We start from the raw sequence: 25,144 nt of genomic DNA, 5'->3' as shown, positions 1-25,144 counted from the left end.
TTGTTGCATCGGGGGTGTTGGCGGACAATGCGCGTTTTTGCACGGGCGAGTGGCGAACATGACGGCGGAACGGGAAGAGCGGCTACTGGCACGGGTCGAAGATGCCTTTGGCGTCATCAGCGTGTACGAGGTGGACGACTACCGTTTTCTCGAATTCGGCGATGCCATCGAGCAGAGCTGCGTGTTCACCGCCGACCCGAGCTGGCTGGAATATGACTACACCCGCGCCATGCTGGTCGGTGCGCTGTGCCATGAGCAGCCTGAGAGTGCACTGTTTCTGGGCCTTGGCGCCGGTACGCTGACCCAGGCGTGCATGAAGTTCCTGCCGCTGGAGGACATCGAGGCCATCGAGCTGCGCGCGGACGTGCCGCGCCTGGCCATGGAATACCTGGGCCTGGACGATGACCCGCGCCTTTACGTGCGGGTGGGAGATGCCCTCGAGCTGCTGCCCAGCGCCGAAAAGGCCGACCTGATCTTCGTCGACCTCTACACCGACCACGGCCCGGGTGTCGGGCACCTGGCCTGGACATTCCTGGAAAACTGCCAGAAGCAGCTCAACCCGGGCGGTTGGCTGGTGATCAACCAATGGGCCTGCGATGACGGCAAGCCGCTGGGCGCGGCGCTGTTGCGCGGGTTGTACCACCGCCATTACTGGGAGCTGCCGGTGAAGGAGGGCAATGTGATCCTGCTGGTGCCCGCGGACCTGGAACAGATGCTGGACCTGGACGGGCTGCGGGCGCGGGCCGAGGCGCTGGCGCCGCAGTTGGGGTATAGCCTGGCCAGCCTGATCCGTGAGATCCGGTCGGCGACCTGAAGGCCGGTCGCGTAGGGCAGGCAGGAATCGATTCAGCCTGCGGTTGGCTGATGGCGCGATACTGGCCCTTGCCCGCGAAAATTTTCCTCACGTAACCCGTTAATTCGGGTATAGTACGCGCCGGTCTTTTAGCGGACCTCAAAATCAGGTGGTGCAAATCCTCCGAGTCCAGCTTCGGCTGTTCGTCCGCTAGGCGGACCTTCCCAAGTTTTTCTTTTTCAATCGTTTTCGCAAATCCCCGCCGCCAAAGCTGCCTGGGTGACCTTTCGGTCTTTCAAGGCATGTGCAGCTTTGGAGCATGGGTCTTTGCGGATGCACCTAGAGGCAGACCCATGACCCAGGAAACCGGCGGATTCGCCGCTCTCGAACTCAATCCGAATATTGTTGCTGCTGTGCTGGCTACCGGCTATGAAGAGCCGTCCGCCATCCAGCATCAGTCGATCCCGATCATCCTCGCCGGTCACGACATGATCGGCCAGGCGCAGACTGGCACCGGCAAGACCGCTGCCTTCGCCCTGCCGATCCTCAACAAGATCGACGTGAGCAAGCGCGAACCGCAAGCCCTGATCCTGGCGCCAACCCGTGAGTTGGCGCTGCAAGTTGCTACCGCTTTCGAAACCTACGCCAAGCAGATGCCGGGCGTTAACGTGGTCGCTGTTTACGGTGGTGCCCCGATGGGCCCACAGTTGCGTGCCATCCGTAACGGCGCACAAATCGTCGTTGCTACCCCGGGCCGTCTGTGCGACCACCTGCGTCGCGACGAAAAAGTCCTGTCGACCGTACAGTACCTGGTACTGGACGAAGCCGACGAGATGCTCAAGCTGGGCTTCATGGACGACCTCGAAGTGATCTTCGATGCCATCCCGGCCAGCCGTCAGACCGTACTGTTCTCCGCAACCCTGCCGTCGTCGATCCGTTCGATTGCCGAGCGTCACCTGCGCGAACCCAAGCACGTCAAGATCCAGAGCAAGACCCAGACCGTTACCGCGATCGACCAGGCTCACCTGATGGTGCATGCCGACCAGAAGATCCCGGCTGTGCTGCGTCTGCTGGAAGTCGAAGAGTTCGACGCGCTGATCGCCTTCGTGCGTACCAAGCAAGCCACCCTGGACCTGGCCGCCGCGCTGGAAGCCAAAGGCTACAAGGCTGCTGCGCTGAACGGTGACATCGCCCAGAACCAGCGTGAGCGCGTCATCGACTCGCTCAAGGATGGCCGCCTGGACATCGTCGTCGCAACCGACGTCGCTGCCCGTGGCCTGGACGTACCGCGCATCACTCACGTGTTCAACGTCGACATGCCGTACGACCCAGAGTCCTACGTACACCGTATTGGCCGTACTGGCCGTGCCGGTCGCGAAGGCCGTGCGCTGCTGCTGGTCACCCCGCGTGAGCGCCGCATGCTGCAGGTGATCGAGCGTGTTACCGGGCAGAAGGTTGCCGAAGCTCGCCTGCCGAATGGCCAGGCCGTTCTGGATGCACGCATCAAGAAGCTGACTTCGAGCCTGGCGCCGCTGGTGGCCGAATCGGAAGCCACTCATGGCGACCTGCTCGACCGTCTGACCGCCGACCTGGGTTGCAGCCCGCGTGCCCTGGCTTCGGCCTTGCTGCGCAAAGCAACCAATGGTCAGGCGCTGGACCTGGCTGCGGTAGAGCGTGAACAGCCGCTGGTACCGGGCGTTGGTGCTCCGCGTGAGCGTACTGGTGAACGTGCCGAGCGCAGCGATCGTGGTGACCGCGGTGACCGTGAGCGTCGCGCGCCAATGCCGCTGGCCGAAGGCCGCGTGCGTTGCCGTACTGCCTTGGGTGCCCGTGACGGCATCGCTGCCAAGAACCTGTTGGGTGCGATCCTCAACGAAGGCGGCCTGGCCCGTGACGCTATCGGCCGTATCCAGGTACGCGACAGCTTCAGCCTGGTCGAGCTGCCGGAAGACGGCCTGGAGCGTTTGCTGACCAAGCTCAAGGATACCCGTGTGGCTGGCAAGCAGCTGAAGCTGCGTCGCTACCGCGAGGATTGATCCTGGCGTAATAAAAAAATCCCCGGCATGCGCTGGGGATTTTTTTTGCCTGTACCGGCTGCTTCGCGGGGCAAGCCCCACAGGTATGGCATTGGGCTTGAAAGCACTATCCATCTTTGGGAGCGGGCTTGCCCCGCGAAGAGACTCGTCAATCGAACCGATAGATATCCATCCCCAGTGCGCCCAAGGTGAACCCCTGGTGCACCACGCCGAACCCGCCCCCAGCCCCCAGCGCAAAAAACAGCGGCAACAAATGCTCGTCGCTGGGGTGGTTACGCACCGCAAATGGCGCCTGGCGTCGGTAATCCAGCAACGCCGCACGGTCATCCTCGGCCAGCCGCTGCACTATCCAATCCCGAAACGCCAATGCCCAAGGTTCGATCACGTCCGGCCCGGCATGCCAGTCCAGCTCGCCGAGGTTGTGGGTGATGCTGCCCGAGCCAATCAGCAGTACGCCCTGCCGGCGCAACTCGGCCAACACCTGGCCGACCTTTAACTGCAAGGCAGGCCCCTGTTGGCTGGGCAGCGAAACCTGAATCACCGGGATGTTGGCGCTCGGGTACATCAAGCTCAGCGGTACCCAGGCGCCATGGTCGAAGGGGCGGTGCGTATCGGTACGTGCCGGCAGGCCGGCAGCGCCCAGTAACGCACACACTTGTTCGGCCAGTGCAGGCTCGCCCGGTGCTGGGTACTGCACGGCGTACAGCGCCGGCGGGAAGCCGTGGAAGTCGTGCCAAGTCTCGGGCTGCTTGCTGCCGGTCACCCGCAGCTCGCGGCTTTCCCAATGCGCCGACACCACCACGATTGCCTTGGGCTGCGCCAAGGCATTGGCCAGCCCGGTCAACGCCGGCCCGCTGGCGCCCGGGTGCAGGGCAAGCATGGGGGAGCCATGGGAAATGAACAGGCTGGGCAGCATGGTGAGGTCCTGAGGGTTAAGATGCTGTCATCTTCGATCAGTTACCGATCGAAATCCAAACCAAGTTTTCTGCGCTTTCTATCGAAGCGCTCGATCAGTATAGGAGCAGTCATGGAGCCAGCGTTCTGGCACAAGCGGTGGGCCGACAACCAGATCGGCTTCCATCAAGCGCAGGTCAATCCCTACTTGCTGTCGCACTGGCCAGCGCTGGCGTTGGCGCCTGGCAGCCAGGTGCTGGTGCCGTTGTGCGGCAAGAGCCTGGACCTGGCCTGGTTGGCAGGGCAGGGCTATCGCGTGCTGGGGGTGGAGCTGTCGCGGCGGGCGGTGAAGGGCTTTTTCCGTGAGCACGGGCTTGAGGCCGAGGTGCTGCACAGGGGCGCCTTCGAGGTTTGGCGCAGTGGCGGGGTAGAAGTGTGGTGCGGCGATTTCTTCGCCCTGCAGGCGCAGGACCTGGCCGATTGCGCGGGGTTCTATGACCGCGCGGCGTTGATTGCCTTGCCGCCGGAGATGCGCTTGCGGTACATGCAGTTGCTGGCTGAAGGGTTGCCGTCGGGAAGCCAAGGGCTGTTGGTGACGCTGGATTATGACCAGGCGCTGTTGCCCGGCCCGCCGTTTTCAGTGGCGGACGCTGAAGTTCGGCAGGGGTTTGCGGGTTGCGAGGTGCAGGCGCTGGAGGCCGTGGAGATTATCGAGCAGAGCGCAAAGTTCGTTCAGGCGGGTGCCACGAGCCTGCTTGAGCGGGTGTATCGCATACAGCTCTGATGGGTAGCCGTGTAAAAAAAGGGCGACCGAAGTCGCCCTTTGTTTTTAGCGGGTGGATCAACCGCGGCGACGCAGCGCCTCGATGCGGTCTTCCAGTGGCGGGTGGCTCATCAGCAGGCCTGCCAGGCCGTGCTTGAGGCCGCCATTGATGCCAAAGGCCTTCATGGTGTCCGGCATGTGCACCGGCAGGCCTTGCTCCACGCGCAGGCGCTGCAGGGCGCCGATCATCGCGGCCGTGCCGGCCAGTTGCGCACCGGCTTCATCGGCGCGGTACTCGCGGCGGCGCGAGAACCACATGACGATCATGCTGGCCAGGATGCCCAGGATCAGTTCGGCAACGATCGTCGCCACGTAGTAGGCGATGCCTTGACCTTCTTCGTTCTTGAAGATGACCTTGTCGACGAAGTTGCCGATGATGCGGGCGAAGAACATCACGAAGGTGTTCACCACGCCCTGCACCAGTGCCAGGGTGACCATGTCACCGTTGGCCACGTGGCCGATCTCGTGGGCCAGCACGGCGCGCACTTCATCGGGCGAGAAACGCTCCAGCAGGCCCTGGGATACGGCTACCAGCGCGTCGTTGCGGTTCCAGCCGGTGGCGAAGGCATTGGCCTCGTACGCCGGGAAGATACCCACCTCGGGCATCTTGATGCCGGCCTCGCGCGACAGCTCTTCGACCGTTTGCAACAGCCACTGCTCGTGGCGGGTGCGCGGCTGGGAGATGATCTGAGTACCGGTGCTCATTTTCGCCATCCACTTGGAGATGAACAGCGAGACGAGGGAGCCGGCAAAACCGAACACGGCGCAGAACACCAGCAGGCTGCTGAGGTTGAGGTCGACCCCGTTGGCGGCCATGAACCCGTTGAAACCGAACAGGCTCAGGGTAATGCTTGCAACCAGCACCACCGCGAGGTTGGTGGCTACAAACAACAGAATGCGCATCATGGTTGTTACGTTCTCCTGACGGATGAGTGTGTTGCTTACTGCGGGGTATATAAGGGGCAAGCCGTGCCGATTCAATCGGGCGACTATTTCAAACTGTGTACGGCGGAGTATGGCAGAGGAAAAGGCAGGGGCTGTGAGGCAGAGCGTTGCAGGATGTAAGAGACATCATATGGGATTGTGGGGGCTGCTTTGCAGCCCATTCGCGGGGCAAGTCGGATCGCCGCACCGCCGCTCCCACCGGAATTCCACAACCCTCAGGTACGGGGTTGCATCTGTGGGAGCGGGCTTGCCCCGCGAACGCGCCGGAATTTACTGCGAATAACCCTTGAGGAAGTTCCCGATCCGCCCGATTGCCTGCTCCAGGTCATCTACCCGCGGCAAGGTCACCACGCGGAAGTGGTCCGGCCACGGCCAGTTGAACGCCGTGCCCTGCACGATCAGCAGCTTCTCTGACAGCAGCAGGTCGAGCACGAACTTCTCGTCGTTGTGAATCGGGCACACTTTGGGGTCGATCTTCGGGAACGCATACAGGGCGCCCATCGGCTTTACGCAGCTCACGCCGGGGATCGAATTGAGCAGCTCGTAAGTGCGGTTGCGCTGCTCCAGCAGGCGGCCTTGTGGCAGAACCAGGTCATTGATGCTCTGGTAGCCGCCCAGGGCGGTCTGGATGGCGTGCTGGGCCGGCACGTTGGCGCACAGGCGCATGTTGGCCAGCATGTCGATGCCTTCGATGTAGCTCTGGGCGTGGTGCTTGGGCCCCGAAATGATCAGCCAGCCGGAGCGGAAGCCCGCCACCCGGTACGATTTGGACAGGCCGTTGAAGGTCAGGCACAGCAGGTCTGGTGCCAGCGAGGCGGTGCTGATGTGCACGGCTTCGTCGTAGAGGATCTTGTCGTAGATCTCGTCGGAGAACACCACCAGGTTGTGCTGGCGTGCCAGCTCCAGCATGCCCAGCAGCAGCTCTTTGGAGTAAACCGCGCCGGTCGGGTTGTTCGGGTTGATGATCACCAGGGCCTTGGTGTTCGGCGTGATCTTGGCCTTGATGTCCTCAAGGTCAGGGAACCAGTCGGCCTGCTCGTCGCACAGGTAGTGCACCGGCTTGCCGCCAGCCAGGCTCACCGCAGCGGTCCACAGTGGGTAGTCCGGGGCCGGAATCAGCACTTCGTCGCCGTTGTTGAGCAGTGCCTGCATCGACATGACGATCAGCTCGGACACACCGTTGCCCAGGTAGATGTCCTCGATGGTGACGCTTTCGATCTCTTTTTGCTGGCAGTACTGCATCACCGCCTTGCGCGCGCTGAACAACCCCTTGGAGTCGCTGTAGCCCTGAGCGGTGGGCAGGTTGCGGATCACATCTTGAAGGATTTCGTCCGGCGCCTCGAAGCCAAACGGCGCCGGGTTGCCGATGTTCAGCTTGAGGATGCGGTGGCCTTCCTCCTCCAGGCGTTTGGCGTGCTTGAGCACTGGGCCGCGAATGTCGTAGCAGACATTGGCGAGCTTGTTCGATTTGCTGAACTGCATGATGGGGTCCCGGTTGAGAATACGCGCAACGCCCCGTCGAAAGGTTTGAAAGGGCAGGGCGCGGGTGCCAGACTGAACGCCTGGCACACGAAGCCAACTAATATACGTGCCACCCGCGTTACGGAAAAGACGGCGCGGGGTGAAATTAAGCCTGCCGAGGTCCCTACATGCAAAAGATCGACAAGACACTTGAACAATGGCAGTCGATGCTCGACCCCGAGCAGTACCAGGTGTGCCGCCTGAAAGGTACCGAGCGCCCGTTCAGTGGCAAGTACAACAGCGAGCGCCGCGACGGCATCTACCACTGCATCTGCTGCAACCTGCCGCTGTTCGATGCCCAGACCAAGTTCGATTCCGGCTGCGGCTGGCCGAGCTTCTACGCGCCGATCGAAGACCGCGCGATGATCGAAATCCGCGACACTACCCACGGCATGATCCGCACCGAAGTCACCTGCGCCCGCTGTGACGCCCACCTGGGCCACGTGTTCCCCGACGGCCCACCGCCGACCGGCCTGCGTTACTGCATCAACTCGGTGTGCATCGACTTACAACCGCGCGACTGACCGGAGCCCGAACATGGCTGGATCGATGCTGGATATCCCCTGCGTGACATTGGGCGGCGAGCACAAGAAACTCGGTGACTTCCCAGGCAAGGCCCTGCTGGTGGTCAATACCGCCAGCCAGTGCGGCTTCACCCCTCAATACAAGGGCCTGGAGCAGTTGTGGCAGCACTATCGCGAGCGTGGCCTGGTGGTGCTGGGCTTTCCCTGCAACCAGTTCGGCAAGCAGGAGCCGGGCGAAGCGCGGGAAATCGCGCAGTTCTGCGAGCGCAATTTCGGCGTGAGCTTTCCGTTGTTTCGCAAGGTCGAGGTCAACGGGCCGGGTGCGCACCCGCTGTTCGTCGAACTCAAGCAGCGTGCCCCTGGCCTGCTGGGCAGCCAGAAGATCAAGTGGAACTTCACCAAGTTCCTGCTCGACCCGGCCAGCGGCCAAGTCACGCGCTATGCGCCGACCACCAAGCCGCAGGCCCTGGAAGCGGATATCGAGCGCCTGCTCAGCCGCTGACAGGCACCCAGTGATCGACCAGTGCCAGTAGCTCTTCGCGGCGAAACGGCTTGGCCAGGTAGTCGTTCATGCCTGCGGCGCGGCAGCGCTCACGCTCCTCGGGCATGGCATTGGCGGTCAGCGCGACGATCGGCAGTTCAGGCCAGCGGCCGCTCTGGCGAATGCGCCGGCTGGCTTCGTAGCCATCCATCACCGGCATGTTGCAGTCCATCAGCACCAGGTCGAAATCGTCCTGCTCCAGGCATTCCAAGGCCTCGGCACCCTGGCTGGCCACTTGCACCTGGCAGCCGAGCTTGGCCAGCATGCCCTTGGCCACCAGCTGGTTCACGGGGTTGTCCTCCACCAGCAGAATCCGCGCGCGGCCTTGTTCCGCGGCCATGCTCGGGTTGGCCAGCGGGTGCTCGGGCTCATGGCCTTGCAGGGTGCGCCGCAGGGTCTGGTACAGGGCGTTGCGCGCGAGTGGCCGGGCCAGTTGATGCAAGGGCGCCAGGCTGACGGACTGCTCGCTGGAGAGGAAATTGCCATAGGCCGTCACCAGCAGGATGGGCGTTTTCATTGCCGGGCGCAGCTCAAACAGATGCTCCAGATCATCGGTGATCAGCAGGTCGATCTGCGTGGCATCCAGGCCTGCCCTGCTGTCATGCCGCTGGTACGCCAGGCCCCAGGCAGGTAGCAGGTCTTGCAACAGTTCATGCAGCCCGCTGCCGGCATTGCTCAAGGCCACCACACGCCCCTGCAGCGGCGCGGGCGGGATAGCCTCGGTGTGAACGGTCAGCGGCAACTCTGCGCTGAACCGGCTGCCAAAGCCCGGCTCGGACTGAATATGCAGATGGCCGTGCATGGCCTTGCACAGGTTGCGCGTCAGGGCCAGGCCCAGGCCGGTGCCGCCGTACTGGCGGGTAATGCCGGCGCCTGCCTGGGTGAACGGCTGAAAGATCCGCGCCTGGGCCTCTTCCGGGATACCTATGCCGGTATCGCGGACCTCCAGGCGCACGCCGCCGACAATCGTTACCAAGCGTATGTCGACGCGGCCGAAACGGGTGAACTTGAGTGCGTTGGACAACAAGTTGCTGACCACCTGGCGCACCCGTGTCGGGTCGCCGAGCACGCTACTGGGGAAGTTGCGGGCGATCAGGCAGGTCAGTTCGACGCTTTGCGCGGTGTTCTGCGACAGCAGGTTGGCGGTGTCCTCGACCATCGAGCCCATGTCGAAGGGGATACGCTCGAGTTCCAGCTGGCCGGCATCGAACTTGGACAGGTCGAGAATATCGTTGAGCAGCTCCACCAGCACCTTGCCCGAGTCGTGGGCGATGGTCATCTGCTGGCGCTGCTCGCTGGGCAGCGGGCTGTCCAGGGCCAGGGCGATCATGCCGAGCATGCCGTTGAGCGGGGTGCGGATCTCGTGGCTCATGTTGGCCAGGAAGGCCGCCCGTGCCTGAGCCATGTCCAGGGCGCGGCGGCGGGCTTCTTCGAGCTCTTGATTGGACTGGCTCAGGCTGCTGTTGCTGGCCTTGAGCTGGTCGGTGCGCGCCGAAACGATGTCTTCCAGTTCGTTGAGGTACTGGGTCAGGCGGTTCTCGGCGGTGCGCCGCTGCTCGATCTCGGTGGCCATGCTGACGAACTGCTGGTTGGCGACCTTGACCAGCACGCCGATTTCATCGTGCTCGTGGCCGTGGGGGCATTCCAGCCGAGTTTGCCGTGGCTTGCGTGGGTCGCTGGCGCTGAGCGCACCGATCACGTTCACCAGCGGCTTGGTCAGCATCATGTAGAACAGCGCCAGCAGAATGCCGGTCAGCACCAGGCTGCGGGCAAAGCCGGTGAGCAAGGTGACGCCGGCGCGGTCGAGGAAGCGGCTGCCGAAGGCGTAGGTGTCGACATCCAGGTACAGGGTGCCGAGGTATTCTTCGGGCATGTGGGCAAGGAACAGGCGGTCCTGCAGCTGGCGCTGTTCGCCGAACAGAAAGTCGCTCAGCGGCCGGTAGCGGTCTTCCAGGCGCGGGCGCTCGACGTCGGCCAGCACGGTGTCGTTGTTGTCGATCAGCCGCGCACGCACCACCGCCGGCGATTGCAGCAGGCCGCGCGTCAGCTCCAGGGCCAGTTCGGCATCGATGTTGTAGGCGATGCGGGAGGCCGGGTTGTGGCTGATTTGCAGCAGTGCACGCACTTCGCGGTTGATGGACGCGTCTTCGCTGGCATAATCGATGCCGATCTGGATGAGACTGAGCAATGTTCCCAGGATGAAGCCGACCAGGACTGTCAACCGGGCTTGCTTGTATGACAGGCGATTGGTGAACTTTATATCCATGAGTCCCGAGCCGGTTTCTCGTCCCTTGCGCTGCGCAAGCATAGCCGATCAACCCCGGCTGCAGGCGGCTATTGCCGCCCCGAATCTGAATGTGTAGGAGACGTCATGGACGCCCGCTTGATTGCTTTCCTGGACCGCGCCGAATCGGTACTGGCGCGCCTCGAACCCCTGTTGCCGGCACTGCGCCCGGACATCGACTGGCACACCACCCTGGCCGCCCGCTGGCAGCGCGATGGCCGCAGCGGTTACCTGATGCCGCTGGAAGTCAGCCTGGACATTCGCCTGTCCGACCTGATTGGCGTCGACCAGCAGCGTGACCAGTTGGGCCGCAACACCCACCAGTTCATCAACGGCCTGCCGGCCAACCACGCGCTGCTGTGGGGCTCGCGTGGCACCGGCAAGTCGTCGCTGGTGCGCGCCCTGCTGGCCGAGCACGCAGGTGCCGGCCTGCGCCTGATCGAAATCGAACGTGACCATTTGGCCGACCTGCCGCGGGTGGTCGAGCAACTGCAGAAACTGCCGCAACGCTTCATCCTGTTCTGCGACGACCTGTCGTTCGAAGCCGGGGAGGGCGACTACCGGGTGCTCAAGAGCGTGCTCGACGGCTCGCTGGAGCAGGCTCCGGACAATGTCCTGTTGTACGCCACTTCCAACCGCCGCCACCTGGTGCCCGAGAAAGAGAGCGACAACGAGAACTGGAAGCGGGTCGATGGCGAGCTGCACCCCAGCGAGGCGGTGGAAGACAAGATCGCCTTGTCTGACCGTTTTGGCCTGTGGCTGTCGTTCTACCCCTTCACCCAGGACCACTTCCTCAACGTGGTCGAACACTGGATCGGCCAGTTGGCGCGCCCTGCCGGGCTGAGTTGGCAGCGTGACGAAGCCCTGGAAATCCTTGCCGTGCGCTGGGCCACCGGCCGCGGCAACCGTAATGGCCGTTGTGCCTATCAGTTCGCCCGCTACTGGGTCGGGCTGCAATTGCTGGAGCAGAAATAAATGATCGACCTCAATGCCAGTGGTACCGGCCTTGACGGCTACCGCCTGCTGGCTGCGCAAGTGCAGGCGCTGTTTGCCGACGAGCGTGACTTCATCGCCAACGCCGCGCAGTTTTCGGCGTTCTTGTATAACCAGGTGGATGACCTTAACTGGGCGGGGTTCTACCTCAACCGTAACGATGAACTGGTGCTCGGGCCGTTCCAGGGGCAGGTGGCCTGTGTGCGGATCCCGTTCGGCAAGGGTGTGTGCGGTGCAGCGGCGGCTACGCGGCAAACCCAGCGGGTCGAGGATGTGCACGCGTTCCCGGGGCACATTGCCTGTGACAGTGCGTCCAACAGCGAGCTGGTGATCCCGTTGGTGAAAGAGGGGCGGTTGATTGGCGTGCTGGACCTGGACAGCCCGAAGCTTGGGCGTTTCAGTGAGGCGGACCAGCAAGGGATGGAGCGCCTGGTGGCGATCTTCCTGGAATTGACCGACTGCTGAGTGTGTTTGCCTGTACCGGCCCGCTCCCACAGGGCCAGTACAGGATTACCGAGTCAGTCGTACATTGCTTTTTTCTTCCAGGTCTCTTCCTCATCGGTCTTGAGGCCTTCATTCAATTCATTCTGCTCGTTCTGTGCCGGCTCCATCTGGTCCAGCACCTGCGCATTGGCGCGGGCCAGCAGTTTCTCCAGGTAGGTCAACTGCTCTTCATACACTTTCGGCTCCGGCTGCTTGCGCAGGTACTGCACACCCCGCTCGAAAGCCAGGCGCGCCTGGCCCGGCTGGCCCTTCTGCAGGGCCTGCTGGCCAAGGTTGTTGAAGAACTCGATGTGCAACAGCACCAGGATATGGCGGACTTCCTTGACCCATTGCTTGGCCTCGCTGGCGGGCAGGAAGCCTTCCTGGGCGGCGCGGGCCACCTGGTTGTGCAACGCTTCAAGCAGAAAGCGCACGTCCTTGGCCTTGGCCTCGGCCTGGATCGGGTTGGGCGGGTTGTTCACCGGGATCTTTTCGCCCAGGGCAATCAGGCCTTCGAGTTCGGCAATCCGCGCCTTGAGTTCGGCGTTGTGCTTGTCCACCGCCAGCTGACGCTGGTTGAGGTTCAGCTCCAGGCGGGTCAGCAGCAGTTTGAGCGCCGGGGTCATGAACTGGCCGGGGAAGGTCTCGGTGATTTCGCCACAGCGACGCAAGCGATCGGCCAGCTCGACCTTCAGCCGCGCGCGTTCGAGCTTGCTGTTTTCGACCACATTGTTGAGGTAGCCGATCACGATCAGTAACGCGATACCCGCCACGATGAGCAGGGTGATCAGAAGTGGTGTCACCGTTAATGCCTCATGAAGAAGTTATGCATCAGTGTAGGAGCGGGCTTGCCCGCGAGAGGCCCTGGCAGGCAAATCTCTTTTTATATCGGCCACGTGCTCTATAACTACAATAGCGCTACCGGATGCCGGCACATTGATACCGAGCTTGCCGAGGTGCCGTCAGAAAATCAACGCCAAACCTCGGCCCCCCCTTGGCAAGGGCACTCAGATGGACCGAAGTCATTGATTTAAATAAATTTCTACAAAGGGGTTGACGGCTCCCCGTCGCATCCATAGAATGCGCGCCACTTGCAGCGTAAAGCACACAGCGGAACGCGGCAGGAAGTGAAAGCAGCATGTAAATGCTTGCAGCGTGTCCCCTTCGTCTAGTGGCCTAGGACACCGCCCTTTCACGGCGGTAACAGGGGTTCGAGTCCCCTAGGGGACGCCATTTGCGGGAATAGCTCAGTTGGTAGAGCACGACCTTGCCAAGGTCGGGGTCGCGAGTTCGAGTCTCGTTTCCCGCTCCAGTTTCTCCGGCAACGCTTAACGGCGGGGCAGGAAAAGAAAATCCAGGGTAAATCGTAAGGTTTAAGTCTGGTGCACTGAAAAGTGTTGTGTGTCCCCTTCGTCTAGTGGCCTAGGACACCGCCCTTTCACGGCGGTAACAGGGGTTCGAGTCCCCTAGGGGACGCCATTGCGGGAATAGCTCAGTTGGTAGAGCACGACCTTGCCAAGGTCGGGGTCGCGAGTTCGAGTCTCGTTTCCCGCTCCAGTTTAAATACTGTGGCGTCTATGCGGTACAGTGGTGGTGAAGGTCTTCAAGGCGTTCACGCCGATAGCGGTAAAGCTTCACAATGCGGGAATAGCTCAGTTGGTAGAGCACGACCTTGCCAAGGTCGGGGTCGCGAGTTCGAGTCTCGTTTCCCGCTCCAAACATGTAAACGACAAAAGGGACGAAAGTCCCTTTTGTCGTTTTTGTCGTTTGGGTTTTTATCCTGTCCGGTGCTGCCTGGCAGCCCCGGACAGGAGGGCACATTTACTTGTAGCTGATGGTGAAGTTCAGCGCGCCTTCAGCCAGGCCAGGCTCAACTTTCGCATCTGTCTGATAGTAGCGCGCCTGGAAGTCCAGACGCGTCTCGCCGATCGCCAGCCTCTTCACCGGCACTTCCTCTTCCAGCAGCATGCTCGACCCGTCATCGCGTAGCAGCTGAATACCAATTCCCTTGGCTGTCGAGTTGCTGGTCAGGCTGAACAAGCCCTGGTTCCGGTCCAGGCTGCTCGATCCTCGGGCGCCGTCCAGGCGAATATGTGCCATGGCCACACTGCCTGAGCTGTCATCCTGGCAGTCGTTCAGGCGAATGTGAAAGGGCACTTTCACGGTGGTCGAGCCCGCCCCGGTGAAGTCGGCCAGCGTATGGTCGCCGAGTTGCACGGGGTCGGCACTGACCGCATCGGGCCTGAGTGTGCACTGGGCATGGTCGATCGTGGCCCTGAGCCTGAAATCCATGATATCGCCTCGCGTATCGATGATGCCGCGGAACATTTCTTCATCGATACGCTGTGGCCCCGCTGCGATCGGGCCAATCTTGATCAGGGTAACCGTTGGTTGGAAAAAGTACATCTGCGCGGGGGCGGGCGTGCGTTTGCGCATGGCGCCAGAGTAAGGAATGGCGTTCGGCGTGCCTGGGTCGGCGCTGAATCGATTCTGGTAGCTCACCGCGGTGCCATCGAAAGGTTCACCTACCTCGATCGTTGCGCCAATACCGGGAATCCTGGTTTGCAGAATAGGGATCTGACGGGCGCTATTGCCCGCCAACGGCGTGGACAGCACGGCGATGGGGGCGGTATTGGTCAGTATGGCGAATACTTCCCTGTTAGTTTCATAGTGGCAGACCAAGCGGTTGCGCGCGGACAACAGCGGGCTTGCTGTGGCGATGACCGTGCCATTCGGTGCATCACGGGGCATCCATAGCGTTCCCATGTCCATTTCATAGTTCAACGGGCCAGAATGGCCGGATTCATAGCTGCAGTTGGCCAGCGCGGCCTGCGCGAATGGCCACAGCAACAGCGCATAAGCTGCCAGGGATGCAGGGCGAAAACGTGGGCGTGAAGCATTGTGCATGGGGAGTCTATCCGCAGAGCGTGGTCGGTTCATTAAGGCTGGCACTGCACGGTTTGCAGGAAGTAGCCGCCATCTTGGTGCATGTCTTCGAGAGCGATGGCTATCTGGCAGCGCTGCGGCTGCTGGTCGGTCCAGTCCACTTGCAGTGTCTGCTGCGGTGTCTCGATGGCAACCAAGGCCTGGCCGGCCTGGCCGACCACGGCCAGTGTCTCGCCTTGCTCATCCTTGACCACCGCGCCGAACGGCATTGCGCGCCCATCGGGCAGTTGCAAGGTAAGCACCAGGCGGTTCACGCGCCGTCCCTCGAAGCGTGCCTTGACCACCGCGCCGCGCTGCGGCACCACTTGCAGGGTTCCGGTATCGATGACCGCGTCCGGGCCCAGGTCATCGGTGTCGAGGATCAGCGTGTTGCTGCGGTAGGGCCGCAAGTGTGGGACCAACAGGTAGCCGTCGCTATTGGTGCGCGCCTTGCCGGTGTTCTGCACGCCAACGCCGGCGATATCTGGGACATGCACCAAGGCAGCCGTTTCGCCCAGATAGTTGCCCAGTGTCAGCCCTTGGCTATGGGCCAGCAGGGCGCCACTGGCATTCACCGATACGCTGCTGTAGTCGGCGCCTTGCGTGTAACCGGCGCCAAGGCTGACTTGTTCGCCCAGATAGCCGAGCGACAGCTCGGCGCTTTTGCGTTGCTGCTCGTCGTTGCTGGCCGAGAGACGGTAGTCCAGGCTCTTGTCGTTGAGGCTGCCACCCAGGCTTGCGCGTTGGTTATAGGCGCCATTGGAACGGCGCACGTCGAAGGTTGCGCTGCGATAGCGTGGTGAATCCAGCGGCAGTGAAAAACTCACGCCGAACAGCCTGTTTTCGGCGCGGTTGCTGCTTAAAGCCTGGGAGGCAAAAAAGTTGATGCCCAAGTTGCTGTACTGGGTGTTGTACTGCATCTGGTACTGGCGTCGTTGGAAGTTACTGTTCCAGTAATCGTCCTGGGTCAGGGTCAGGCTCAACGAGCCACGCTTGCCCAAGTTCTGATAGACAGAGGCCTCGAGGCGGCTGCGGCGGTTGCCCAGGTAATCGGCGGCGGCGTAGCGTTGTTGCACGGCTTCGTCGAAGTCTCTGTACCCTTCGGTGGAATAGCGATACCCAGCGAAGCGTAGGTTGGTGTTGGTCTGGAAGCTTTTGCCGTAGCGCATGGCGAAGCTGTTGCCGGTAACCTGGCCGAGGCTGCTGCCCAGGTCACTACGGGCATGGGTGACATCCAACGACAAGCCGCCTATCGAACCGAAATCGCGTGCCAGGCCGAAGGCTCCGGCGCGGTAGTAGTCGCTGTTCATCGCGCCGCCGTACAGGGTGGTGTCCCAGGCACCGCCGCGGGCCAAGGTGCCTTGCCAGAATTTTGGGGAGTCGATGTGTTCGGCGCCGTTGTAGCGGCCGAGGCTGGCGGTATAGCGCCAGATGCCTTCGCGCAGCAGGTTGCCCAGTGACGAATAGGGTTGGGTGAAGCGGCTCACCTGGCCATCGCTTTCGGTGAGAACAATCTCTAGCTCACCGTGGCCGGCGCCGACGCTCAGGTCGTCGATTGCATAGGGGCCTGGCGCGACGTAGGTGGCGTAGATCGGGTACCCGTTGTGCAGCACTTCCAGCTTGGCGCGCGTTTGTGCCACGCCGCGGATGACCGGCGCATAGCTCTGCATGACATCGGGGAGCATTTCGTGGTCCGAAGCCATTTGCGCGCCCTTGAACGGCAGGCTGCGGAATACTTCGCTGTTGGTGAAGGTTTCGCCGAGGGTCAGGCTGGCGCGCAAGGCCGGCAAGTCGCGGCGGGCATAGGTGCTGCTGCGGGTCCAGCTGTGTTGGCCAGTGTGGTCCTGGCGCAATGCCTGGTTGCTGCGCAACTGCCAGGCGCCCAGGTTCAGGCCGCTGCTCAGGTACAGGTCCTGGCTGCTGCGGCTGCCACCTCGACCACGGCTGTGCTGGGCGGACGCCTGGTAGTTGACGAAGGCTGCGTTTATGCCAGGGTCCCAGCGCTCTACCGGCACCTGCCCGCTGATGTCGCGGCGCAGGGCGATTTGTGGAATCGATATGCTCAAGCGCAGCAGCGCGGGGTTGAAGTCCACCTCCGCTTGCGGCACCAGGCTCGGCAAGTCGATGCAACTCGCGTCGCTGGGCAGTGGCACCTCCAGGGCCTGCTCGCGCAACCCTAGTTCACGCAACAGGTCGGCGCTCAGGCACGCTTGCAGGCCCTGGCCGTTAAGGGGGTCGTGGAAGTCCAGTTCGTGCTGGCCTGCCGAACTCAGGTTGACCAGCAGCTCGACCCGGTAGCGTCCGGCGGCTAACGGGGTGTTCGCCTGCAACCCCTGCAGCGCCTGTTGACCGGCGTCCTGCGGTTGGCCGGGGGCCTGGCGCATGAAGGCGGTTTGGAACTGTGCGTGGGCGGTTGTGGCCAGTGTCGGTGGTGCGAAGGCCAGCAGCAGTCCGCCACCGGCAATGGGCAAAAGCGAGGCAAAACGCGGACGCGACGGCAGTGGCCTGCGCCGTTCAAGCTGTGGCATGGAGCTTTCCTGGTCGATTCAACTGCTCAAGACGTTGGGCAGGGGGGTGAGCTGATGGCCAGAGGATATGAAGGATGGGGAGGCGGTGGATGTAGGAGAATTCTGTTCTGAGGAAGGCAACGTCTTTACTGTCGCGGCTTGCAGGTTAAGACGGGGGGAAATTCCCTGCCGCTAAAGGCGGCAGGGAATCAAGAGCGGATTAGAGTAAAAGTTAAAGGGAGGACAAGACGTTTAGTAAAGAAAACCCCAGGGTCTAGTGACGGGAGGCCAAGGTGCCCCAGATGCCCCGGAAGTGGGTAAGGAGATAGAGCTAGGGAAGGGGAGTTCTCCCCGTGTTCCAGGTGAATAAATTACCCTTTTATTGGTAATGAGGCTCTGCCATAGCGCACTATCTTCCATGTTCTTGAACACCTGACTGGAGGTTGAGCGAACACTTGAACTGCCTGCTGTAGTCTGAGCACTCAGGGGAGTACCATTCGTAATGATGGGATCTCCTCCCGTTGTTGATAGCTTTTCCGGCAAGCGTGGTAGCTTAAATTTAGAGCCTGGCTGCATAAGTGGGTGTTTGGTCCAATGCTTTAGCTGCTTCGCTACCTTGAGAGCCATCCCTCGCCCAATCCCGAACATCAGCCCCCCCACGATCTGCAACGCGTTCGAGAGCATGTAGAACGTATTCGCCAGGTTTTCATCCTCGGTATATATCGCCGCGACCTGCAACCCGACACCCGCCGCCTGCATGCCGAGCCCGGCAATGGCGACGACATAGCCAATGCTCAAGGGCGCAGTCCAAGGCATCGTCACGGCGGAAATCACCAGGAACAATCCTGCGATACCTACGCCAAGCCATTGCGCCCAGCCTCCTTTCGGTTTCTCGATTGGATCGATGTAAGGCGGGTGGTAGCTGCGGTCGGTGGGGTTTTCCTTGCCATAGCCATAGGCGCTGCGATGGCCGGTGGGGTCACGCCAGTTCACCGGGTCGCCGAGGCAGTACAGGTAAGGGTTGATGCCTGACTCTTCGGGGGCGAGCGAATCGGGGCTGTGGAAACGCATGAGGCTGGGGTTGTAGGTGCGATAACCTCGGCCCAGCATGTACCAGCCGAACGCCTCGTCACGTAACTCGCCGAGAAACCCAAGCAGGGTGCGCAGGCCGTTATCTTCCGGGCGTTCGCCATAGGTGCTGTACGTGGCCGGGTGCAGTTCGCCGGTATCCTCCTGTTTCGGCCGCAAGCCGTCGGCATCATATTCGGCGAGGACAGTACCTTGGGCATCGCTGAGCAGCAGACGGCTGTCCTGCAACTGGTCCCCTCGCCATTGGTTGAGGCCAAGCGCCATCTCGCTCTGGTACAGGTAGTGGGTCAGCAGGCCGTCCTGTACGGTGCGGTCGACCTGGTTGCCCTGGTAGCGACGCAGTACTTCGGCTGCGGTGCCGTAGCGCGCGGCATACAGCTGGTCATGGCCGTCATAGCGATAACTGGCCAGGACCTGGTCGTCGTCATCGGCGTCGCGTACTTCCTGCAAGCGCCCCACACTGTCATAGACCAGGCGCCGCCCCCATTCGTCATTGAGGGCATTGCCCAGTTCGTCATACCTGAAGGCTTGACGGGCCGGGTAATCGGTAATCAGCGTGTGTGCCACTGCGGCGAGCTGGAAGCTGCCATCAGCCAGGTAGGTGAAGTCGGCGTCATCCTGTTCGCCATCGTCGAACCAGGTTCGGCAACGGGTCAAGTTATCTTGTTCGTCGAAATCGAACTGCTGGCTGATGATCGGCCGGCCTTTGGCGTTGCAAGGTAGCAGGGTGCCTTCGCTGTCATGGAAGGCCAGGCGGTTGAGCGCGTCGTACTCGAAGTTTTCCTTGAGCAACAAGGTGCCGTCTTTCTCCAGGCGGCGTTCGAGCAGCAGGTCGTCATCTCGCCACACCAGATGCAACTCATGGGCCACGCCGCCGTCAACGCTCAAGGTGCGTTTTACTTCGCGGCCGAGGGTGTCGTGTTGCAGCGAGCACAGCACGCGGCGGCCACTGGCCTCATCGAGCGTTTCGGTGCTTTCAAGCAGCCCCTCTTCGTCGTAGCTGAATGCGGCTTTCAATGACTGCTGGCGAGTGTAGGCAATTCGCCCCTGGGCGTCATACGCATGCACGACTGCCTTGCCGTCACTGTCCTGGCGCGACAGCAGGCGACCTTGCGGCGAGTGCGCGTAGTCGACGTGATAGCCGGTGCTGTCCTTGTTGTCCCATTTTTCCTGGAGCAGGTAGCCCAGTGGGGTGTACGTGTAGCTGCGCGTCCCTTGGGTATCTTCCTTGGCGCTCGTGATCGCCGCACTTTCTTCGTAGTCGAAGCTTGCCAGGTTGGCTGCCGACCCTTTGCCGCCCTGCTGGCGAGTCGTTTCGATCGTCTGCGGTTGTTCGGTCAGCTGCGGTTTGTAGCCATAGGTAATGACGCGCTTGTCCTGGCCGGGGTTGCCGTTTTCCATGCGGTAGGCGGTGCGCTGATGGACCAGGGTCTGAGAGCCTTGGTACGTGTAGTCTTCTACCCGTGGCCCTACGCTGATTTTCTCAAGACGTTCCAGGCCATCGAATTCACGTTTGCAGACAGGCCGCGCAACGCCGTTGGCAGCTTTGCGCACCTGGAACAGCGTGGTCAGCTCACTGAGGCTGTGCGCCGCGAATTGCCGCTCCAGGAGGCTGTCATCGGGGCGCTGGGTCTTGTGCATGCGGCCCCAGGCATCGTAATGGTAATGGGTCGAACGCAGGGTGGGCGCGTCGAGGTTGCCTTGGAGTGTGAGCGTCTCCTTCGTGCTGCGGCCAAGCCCGTCGTAGTGGTAGTCGTGTCGGCCAACTTCGCGGTTGCCGTCCAGGCGATACTCATGCACGGGTTTGTCAAACCGGTTGAACTCACTGACCTGCTGTCGGCGCTTCAGCTCCAGGTTTTTGGCGCTGGTGATCCATGTCTTGATGCGGTTGCCGTCGGCACCGAAGGGTGAGAAGTCGCGGTGTTCGATTACACCATCGGGTCGCTCGACCTTGCAGCGCTGGCCCCAGCCGTCATGGCTGAAGCTGAAGTCCACTGCCACTACCTGCTTTTCACCGTCTTGTGTGTAGTGGTCGTAAAGCGTCTCGCCGGACTGGTTTCCTAGAGAGTCATAGCGTGCCTGGTAGTGCACAGGCAGTGTCTGCGGTTGCTTGTCTTCGTCGAGGGTTTCCAGTTCCTGGCGCAGTGTACGGCTAGCGCCGTCCAGATAAGTACGGGTTAGTACGCCTTTGACGTCGGTCGCTTCTTCGAAAGCCTGGCCACGATCGTTCTGGTTGAGCAGACGGTACGCGTAGTGGCGCGTTGCGGCCTCGGTGGTGTCTGCGCCCACTGTTTCTTCCAGCATCCGGTTGAGCTTGTCGTGGCGATAGCGGGTGATGACGCCGTTGAGGTCCTGTTCCTGATACAAGCCACCGGTGGTGACATGCTGGATCTGTTCGATCTTGCGCTGTAGGGTGCCGCCTGGGGCTGTATAGGTATGCTCGGTCGACAGCAGCATGGGCAGCCCGGCGTCGTCATCCATCCGTTTGTATTTCCATTGACTGCGAGCGGTGGTGCCATTCAGGGTCGTTGACTGATGGTCCATGCGGCCATACAGGAACGAATTGCTACTGTCCTCCAAATACCTGCATTCTGTCTTTTGCAGCGATTGCTCCTGCTCCTTGCCTTCACTGTCGATCAGTACCTGGAAGATCTCTTCCTCGTTGCGTAGCAACCAGTCTTCCTGTGCTTTGTACCCCTGCGCAGGCGGTAGAGGTGCGAGCTGGCGGTATTGATAACGGACGCGAATAGTTTGTGCTGCCTCGTGGCCTGGCTCCACCGGGCAGTCGGCTGGATGCACCGTCAGGCTTTCCAGAGTGCCGACGAAACCTTCCGGATTGGCCGGGTGGTAGGTAATGACCGTACGAATGCCGTTGGCTTGGATCTCTTCGGTCAGGTTGCCGAGCGTGTCGTAGTCGGTGGTGACGTTTTCTTCCCGGTATTCCCGCGGATCATTCGCCAGGCTCCAGTGTTTTTTCATGACGTGGGGTAGCTGGAACTTTTCCGGCTGGTTTTCGAAACGCTGGCCGGCCACTTCGTGGTAGGTGGTGCTGACCGTTTCGACGCAGCCGTCCTGGCGCGTGACCTGTTCGTTCAACAGATGGAAACGGTTGAACGTTCGGGTGATGGTGCGTGCGTCGACTTCGGTCGGGTTGCCGTCTTCATCCGGTTCGCCGGGCACTCTGTAGCGGGCGGTGGAGGTGTATTCGTAGCGGTTGCCGACGAGCTTGTACAGGTTGTCCAGGCCATCGTCGCTCCAGACGATGCCGGTACCACCGTAGCCGAGGAAGTTCTCCGGACTGTAGTCGTACTCGGTGACCATGTCTGGCTGGCCGGCACCGGGTTGCACCACATGCCGTTCGACGTTGGGCAGCCAGCGCGCCAGGCCATCGGCAGCCGGCGGGAAGCGATGCCCCTGGGTACGGTAGTAGACCCGCTCGGTTCCACCGAGGGGGTTGTCCACCTTGCTGACGCAGCGCAGGTTGCCGAAGCGCTGATACTCGAAGTGCCAACTGGCCTGCTCGTCGGTAGGCAGCACCACGTCGGTCAACTCATCGGCACCGTTGCGCGACAGGGTGTAGCGGGCCCAGGGCTCGACCTCGGGGTCGTCGCTGGGGTGCAGGTCGAGCAGTACCTCGTGGTTGCTGCTGTAGTCGATGGCCAGCAGGTCGCGGCCACTGTCGTCGCTCACCCGAACCAGCCGCGGCCCGTCGACATCGCGCTCGTACTCCAGGCTCAGGCCGTGGCCTGAGGGCGCCAGCACGCGCACCGGCAAGGCAATGTCCTTGTCGTTGTCCTGCGGCTCCAGCACCTCGACCAGCCCTGACTTGTGCACCAGGCGATAACGCACCAGCTGTTGGTCCGGCTTGCTTTCGTTGTGGAAGTGGAAGCTCTCCAGTTTGCGCTCGGCGATCAACGGCTCCACACCCGGGCCGTTGTCACTGACCTTGAAGCGCTCCCCGGAGCCCAGGCTGAGCATGCTGGCGCGAATCTCGAACTGGCTGAGGTTCAATGCCCAGCCAATGCCAAAGCCTGAGTCCTGGTCGTTCATCGGGCTGAAGTTCAAGCGCAGGGGTAGGCGTGGGCCGCAGAGGTTGTTGCCGATCAGTTCGGGGAGTTCGATGCCCAGGTTGTACTGGCCCGTGCGCGGATCGACGTTGTTCTGGACGAAACTCATGAAATTGAATGCATTGGAATTCAAGAACATTATTGTCATCTCCCATTCAAGATGAGCATTAGCGCTGCAGGCGCTCAGCGCGCGGCGGCGCGGCCGAGGTAATGACGCGCACACTGCGAAGTTCGTCGCGCTGGATGGTGCCATGCTTGGCAATCACCATGACCCCGATACCCTGTTCGATGAAATCGCCAACGGCATAGGTGTTCAGGTAAGTAATTTCTCCATTGTCCAATGCGGCATTGTTGCGTGTGGTCTTGAGTTCAATCCACCAACTGGCATCGTCCGGCGTGCCATTATTATTTCGGGTCAGGAGGATCTTTGTTGCCGACGGAAAACTGTTAAGTTCGATGAAGCGAGGGTCTTTGTCTTTACAATCCCCTTGGTTCATTCTCAATACGACAGTTTGATTGCTGCCGGCGTCCGGAATATGCAGGGAGCAGAAGTCGTTACTTTCTGTTGATTCCCTGATGATAATAACGCCCGTTGCATGCGTCTCTTTCTTGCCTTTCATGAGCACTCCCCTGATCACCTTGGATATCGTGGGTTTCACATAACAAGCCTGTACTGAGACTATGGCAATGTGCAGCGCCACGCACCTGTCAAAAATATCAGGTGCCACCTGTTGTGCTTTAGTACTCGAGGGCCGCGTCGACCTGGTAATTCTGCTAGTTGTCGCCTGTTGGTCGATTCGCTATTAATTCCTGCACCAGCTCCGCCACTAATCGTTTCTTGCATGATGGGGTAATGCGGCATGACGCTCATCAGTAACTTCGCCCACTGGTTTAAACGTGCGTCTGCCTCCACGTCACTGCGTGACGCAGGCCCAGAGAACAATGACCTGCCAAAACCTGAAATAGAGGGTTTAACGCCGCACGATGAGATCGACTTGCTAGCGTTGGGCGACGAGGCGTTGATGACTCACATCAACTATCCCGGCATTCAGGGCGGAGATTTGCTTTTTCCACGCTGGGTGGGGGCTGCACCCGGAGGGGCGCTTTTTGACCATATCGGCAACCCTTATCGCGTGCCTGATGATGTCGATCCAGCAGTGGGTGTGGAGTACCTCATTGGCAACGATGTCGTGCAAGACGCTGCCGGTGGCTGGGCGTTCTACTCCTACCAGGTGCATGAAGCACGGCCCGAGCTGGAGTCTCTGCGGCGTTTTTGCTATGTGGGCGTGCGCCCACGGCCAGGCGCCGAAACCTTGTCGGTGGTCCTGGCCGCGCCGTCGCATGATTTGCTCGTAGCCCCGCAGGCACTGGGCTCCACGATGGCGCTGCTGATACCGCCCTATCAGGCCATGCAACCCGGCGATAGGGTTGCGATAACTCTAACGGGTGAGGACGATCGCGGGCGCCCGTACACATGGACAAAAAACCTCAATGTCGAGGTTCCTGGCAAACATTTGCAAGCCGCCGTGGAAAGAACCTGGCTGCGCAGGTTGGAGGGAGGGCACTTCGATGCCGAGTATGTCATTGCCTTCAAAGATGGCCATTCGGCCCCATCGCCAATACAGCGGTTTCGCGTGGATTCGTCGATTACACCGCCAACTCGTCTGCCACCGCCCAGCGTGGAAGGCCTTGACCCCGGTGAGCCCTTGGACCCTGCGCGTTTTCGCGATGGTTTGACGATCAGGATTGCACCTTACCCGGATGCGGGCATGGCTGTATCGGACCGTCTACTGCTGTATTGGCTGTCCAGTGATGACGTGTACCAGGTGTTGCGTGTTGACCCCAGTTCGATCGACAGCGGTGCCCTGATGTTCACCCTCGCACCCCGTTGGCTTATGAGCAGTCAGGGGCAGGCGGTAGCACTGGGTTACCAGTTCGCTCGCGAAGGCAGCAGCCTCGCCTCTGAGCTGCTGAACGTGCAAGTGCTGCGCTCGCGGGAGTTGCCAGCGCCGATAGTGCTTGATGCCGTGGCAGAAAACGACGGTGGTCGGTTGCCAGCTTACCTTGTCACCTCTGGCGCATTCGTGGATGTGCCTGATGAGGTCGACATTGCTGACGATGAGCACATCGAATTGCACTGGGAGGGGGATGCCGAGCGGGGACGGGAAATTGTTACCCAGCCGATCAATACCAACAGGCCACGCCGTTTTCTCGTAAGTGCGGGCAGCATTGCGGCCAACATGGAGCGTAATGAAAACGCCGTGGCGAAGCGGTTCAAGGTGTTCTATCGCCTGGTGCGGGATGACGGTAGCTATGTCGAGTCAGAGCACTTCATGCTGCGCATACTGCCTCTTGTGCCCGACGACTATCCGCGGCTTGCCTGCCCGGTCGCGAGGGGAGAGGATCTGTATCTGGGAGACGTCCCGAGAGGGGCCAGATGCACCCTCGATCCCTGGGTGTTCATTGCCGAAAAGCAATGGGTGACGGTGTGGGTCACAGGTGTTTTTCGCGCTGAGGTGGAAGAGGTTATATGGGACGCTGAAGTGACCACCCAGCAAGTCCGCAACGGCCTTGAACTACTCATACCCAGGGATCTGCTTGAGCAGCAAATGCTCAATGAAAGTTTGACTGTACATGCACATGTCAGTTTCGACGACAAATACCATTATTTTGAAATGCGCTCACTGCGCTTGACGCTGCGCGGCTGACGTTCACGTAC

Annotated in this window: 16 protein-coding genes, 5 tRNA genes and 1 pseudogene; 13 read left to right on the top strand and 9 right to left on the bottom strand. The window is 61.2% G+C overall.

Features of this window, described 5'->3' with window-relative positions:
* The first annotated feature begins 58 nt into the window (after positions 1-58).
* Both DJ563_RS14045 and DJ563_RS14040 read left to right on the top strand, forming a co-directional pair.
* Positions 59-814, top strand: coding sequence for a spermidine synthase (locus tag DJ563_RS14045; protein ID WP_274098640.1), 756 nt, complete (start codon positions 59-61; stop codon positions 812-814).
* 298 nt (positions 815-1,112) lie between these two features.
* Positions 1,113-2,829, top strand: a pseudogene (locus tag DJ563_RS14040) (DEAD/DEAH box helicase).
* Between the two features lie 148 nt (positions 2,830-2,977).
* On the opposite strand, the gene DJ563_RS14035 reads toward DJ563_RS14040, so the two are convergent.
* Positions 2,978-3,745: a DODA-type extradiol aromatic ring-opening family dioxygenase gene (locus tag DJ563_RS14035; protein WP_434517904.1), complete on the bottom strand. Its 768-nt coding sequence runs from the start codon at positions 3,743-3,745 to the stop codon at positions 2,978-2,980.
* 111 nt (positions 3,746-3,856) lie between these two features.
* Between DJ563_RS14035 and DJ563_RS14030 the strand changes: the two genes are divergently transcribed.
* A complete protein-coding gene (locus tag DJ563_RS14030; RefSeq protein WP_434517903.1) occupies positions 3,857-4,507 on the top strand; it encodes a thiopurine S-methyltransferase in 651 nt (216 codons plus the stop codon).
* A 57-nt stretch (positions 4,508-4,564) separates the two neighbouring features.
* On the opposite strand, the gene htpX is transcribed toward DJ563_RS14030, so the two are convergent.
* Together htpX and DJ563_RS14020 are read right to left on the bottom strand one after the other, a co-directional pair.
* Positions 4,565-5,452 carry a protease HtpX gene (gene htpX, locus DJ563_RS14025; RefSeq protein WP_016715101.1) on the bottom strand — a complete coding sequence of 296 codons (888 nt, stop codon included), beginning with the start codon at positions 5,450-5,452 and terminating at the stop codon, positions 4,565-4,567.
* A gap of 309 nt (positions 5,453-5,761) precedes the next feature.
* Complete coding sequence (locus tag DJ563_RS14020) at positions 5,762-6,973, bottom strand: pyridoxal phosphate-dependent aminotransferase (protein WP_274098643.1); 1,212 nt, start codon at positions 6,971-6,973, stop codon at positions 5,762-5,764.
* Between the two features lie 167 nt (positions 6,974-7,140).
* On the opposite strand from DJ563_RS14020, the gene msrB reads away from it, so the two are divergent.
* Both msrB and DJ563_RS14010 read left to right on the top strand, forming a co-directional pair.
* Positions 7,141-7,536: a peptide-methionine (R)-S-oxide reductase MsrB gene (msrB, locus tag DJ563_RS14015; RefSeq protein WP_033700607.1), complete on the top strand. Its 396-nt coding sequence runs from the start codon at positions 7,141-7,143 to the stop codon at positions 7,534-7,536.
* Positions 7,537-7,549: 13 nt separating this feature from the next.
* Positions 7,550-8,038, top strand: coding sequence for a glutathione peroxidase (locus DJ563_RS14010; RefSeq protein WP_033700606.1), 489 nt, complete (start codon positions 7,550-7,552; stop codon positions 8,036-8,038).
* Here DJ563_RS14010 and DJ563_RS14005 read toward each other — a convergent pair.
* Positions 8,028-10,385 carry a response regulator gene (locus tag DJ563_RS14005; protein WP_434517902.1) on the bottom strand — a complete coding sequence of 786 codons (2,358 nt, stop codon included), beginning with the start codon at positions 10,383-10,385 and terminating at the stop codon, positions 8,028-8,030. The two genes, DJ563_RS14010 and DJ563_RS14005, sit on opposite strands and share 11 nt — an antisense overlap.
* A gap of 63 nt (positions 10,386-10,448) precedes the next feature.
* Between DJ563_RS14005 and DJ563_RS14000 the strand changes: the two genes are divergently transcribed.
* Positions 10,449-11,336 (top strand): ATP-binding protein, encoded by an 888-nt coding sequence (locus tag DJ563_RS14000; protein ID WP_274098645.1) that lies wholly within the window; start codon positions 10,449-10,451, stop codon positions 11,334-11,336.
* Positions 11,337-11,819 carry a GAF domain-containing protein gene (locus DJ563_RS13995; protein ID WP_274098646.1) on the top strand — a complete coding sequence of 161 codons (483 nt, stop codon included), beginning with the start codon at positions 11,337-11,339 and terminating at the stop codon, positions 11,817-11,819. It begins immediately after the preceding gene.
* A 53-nt stretch (positions 11,820-11,872) separates the two neighbouring features.
* On the opposite strand, the gene DJ563_RS13990 is transcribed toward DJ563_RS13995, so the two are convergent.
* Positions 11,873-12,640, bottom strand: a complete 768-nt coding sequence (locus DJ563_RS13990; RefSeq protein ID WP_033700600.1) for a hypothetical protein — start codon at positions 12,638-12,640, stop codon at positions 11,873-11,875.
* Positions 12,641-12,994: 354 nt separating this feature from the next.
* Here DJ563_RS13990 and DJ563_RS13985 point away from each other — a divergent pair.
* The 5 genes from DJ563_RS13985 to DJ563_RS13965 all read left to right on the top strand — a co-directional run bounded on the left by DJ563_RS13985 (position 12,995) and on the right by DJ563_RS13965 (position 13,554).
* A tRNA-Glu gene (locus DJ563_RS13985) sits at positions 12,995-13,070 on the top strand.
* Positions 13,071-13,073: 3 nt separating this feature from the next.
* A tRNA-Gly gene (locus DJ563_RS13980) sits at positions 13,074-13,149 on the top strand.
* A gap of 91 nt (positions 13,150-13,240) precedes the next feature.
* Positions 13,241-13,316 (top strand) — tRNA-Glu (locus DJ563_RS13975).
* A 2-nt stretch (positions 13,317-13,318) separates the two neighbouring features.
* Positions 13,319-13,394: transfer RNA gene (locus DJ563_RS13970), tRNA-Gly, on the top strand.
* A gap of 84 nt (positions 13,395-13,478) precedes the next feature.
* Positions 13,479-13,554: transfer RNA gene (locus DJ563_RS13965), tRNA-Gly, on the top strand.
* A 104-nt stretch (positions 13,555-13,658) separates the two neighbouring features.
* On the opposite strand, the gene DJ563_RS13960 is transcribed toward DJ563_RS13965, so the two are convergent.
* From DJ563_RS13960 to DJ563_RS13945, 4 genes are all read right to left on the bottom strand, one after another.
* The gene (locus DJ563_RS13960) at positions 13,659-14,744 is read right to left on the bottom strand and encodes a fimbrial protein (protein ID WP_274100269.1); all 1,086 of its coding nucleotides are present in this window, start codon (positions 14,742-14,744) and stop codon (positions 13,659-13,661) included.
* A 32-nt stretch (positions 14,745-14,776) separates the two neighbouring features.
* Entirely contained in the window at positions 14,777-17,290 is a 2,514-nt protein-coding gene (locus tag DJ563_RS13955; protein WP_274100268.1) for a fimbria/pilus outer membrane usher protein, read from the bottom strand.
* A gap of 231 nt (positions 17,291-17,521) precedes the next feature.
* Positions 17,522-22,564 (bottom strand): RHS repeat domain-containing protein, encoded by a 5,043-nt coding sequence (locus DJ563_RS13950; protein ID WP_434517901.1) that lies wholly within the window; start codon positions 22,562-22,564, stop codon positions 17,522-17,524.
* A gap of 28 nt (positions 22,565-22,592) precedes the next feature.
* Positions 22,593-23,045 carry a hypothetical protein gene (locus tag DJ563_RS13945; RefSeq protein ID WP_274100522.1) on the bottom strand — a complete coding sequence of 151 codons (453 nt, stop codon included), beginning with the start codon at positions 23,043-23,045 and terminating at the stop codon, positions 22,593-22,595.
* A 240-nt stretch (positions 23,046-23,285) separates the two neighbouring features.
* Here DJ563_RS13945 and DJ563_RS13940 point away from each other — a divergent pair, with 240 nt between their 5' ends.
* Positions 23,286-25,133: a hypothetical protein gene (locus DJ563_RS13940; RefSeq protein WP_434517900.1), complete on the top strand. Its 1,848-nt coding sequence runs from the start codon at positions 23,286-23,288 to the stop codon at positions 25,131-25,133.
* Positions 25,134-25,144 lie beyond the last annotated feature (11 nt).

It is taken from the genome of Pseudomonas sp. NFX1 (genome assembly GCF_051123555.1).
GTDB classification, from domain to species: domain Bacteria; phylum Pseudomonadota; class Gammaproteobacteria; order Pseudomonadales; family Pseudomonadaceae; genus Aquipseudomonas; species Aquipseudomonas capeferrum.
This window is presented reverse-complemented; position numbering and strand designations above follow the sequence as displayed.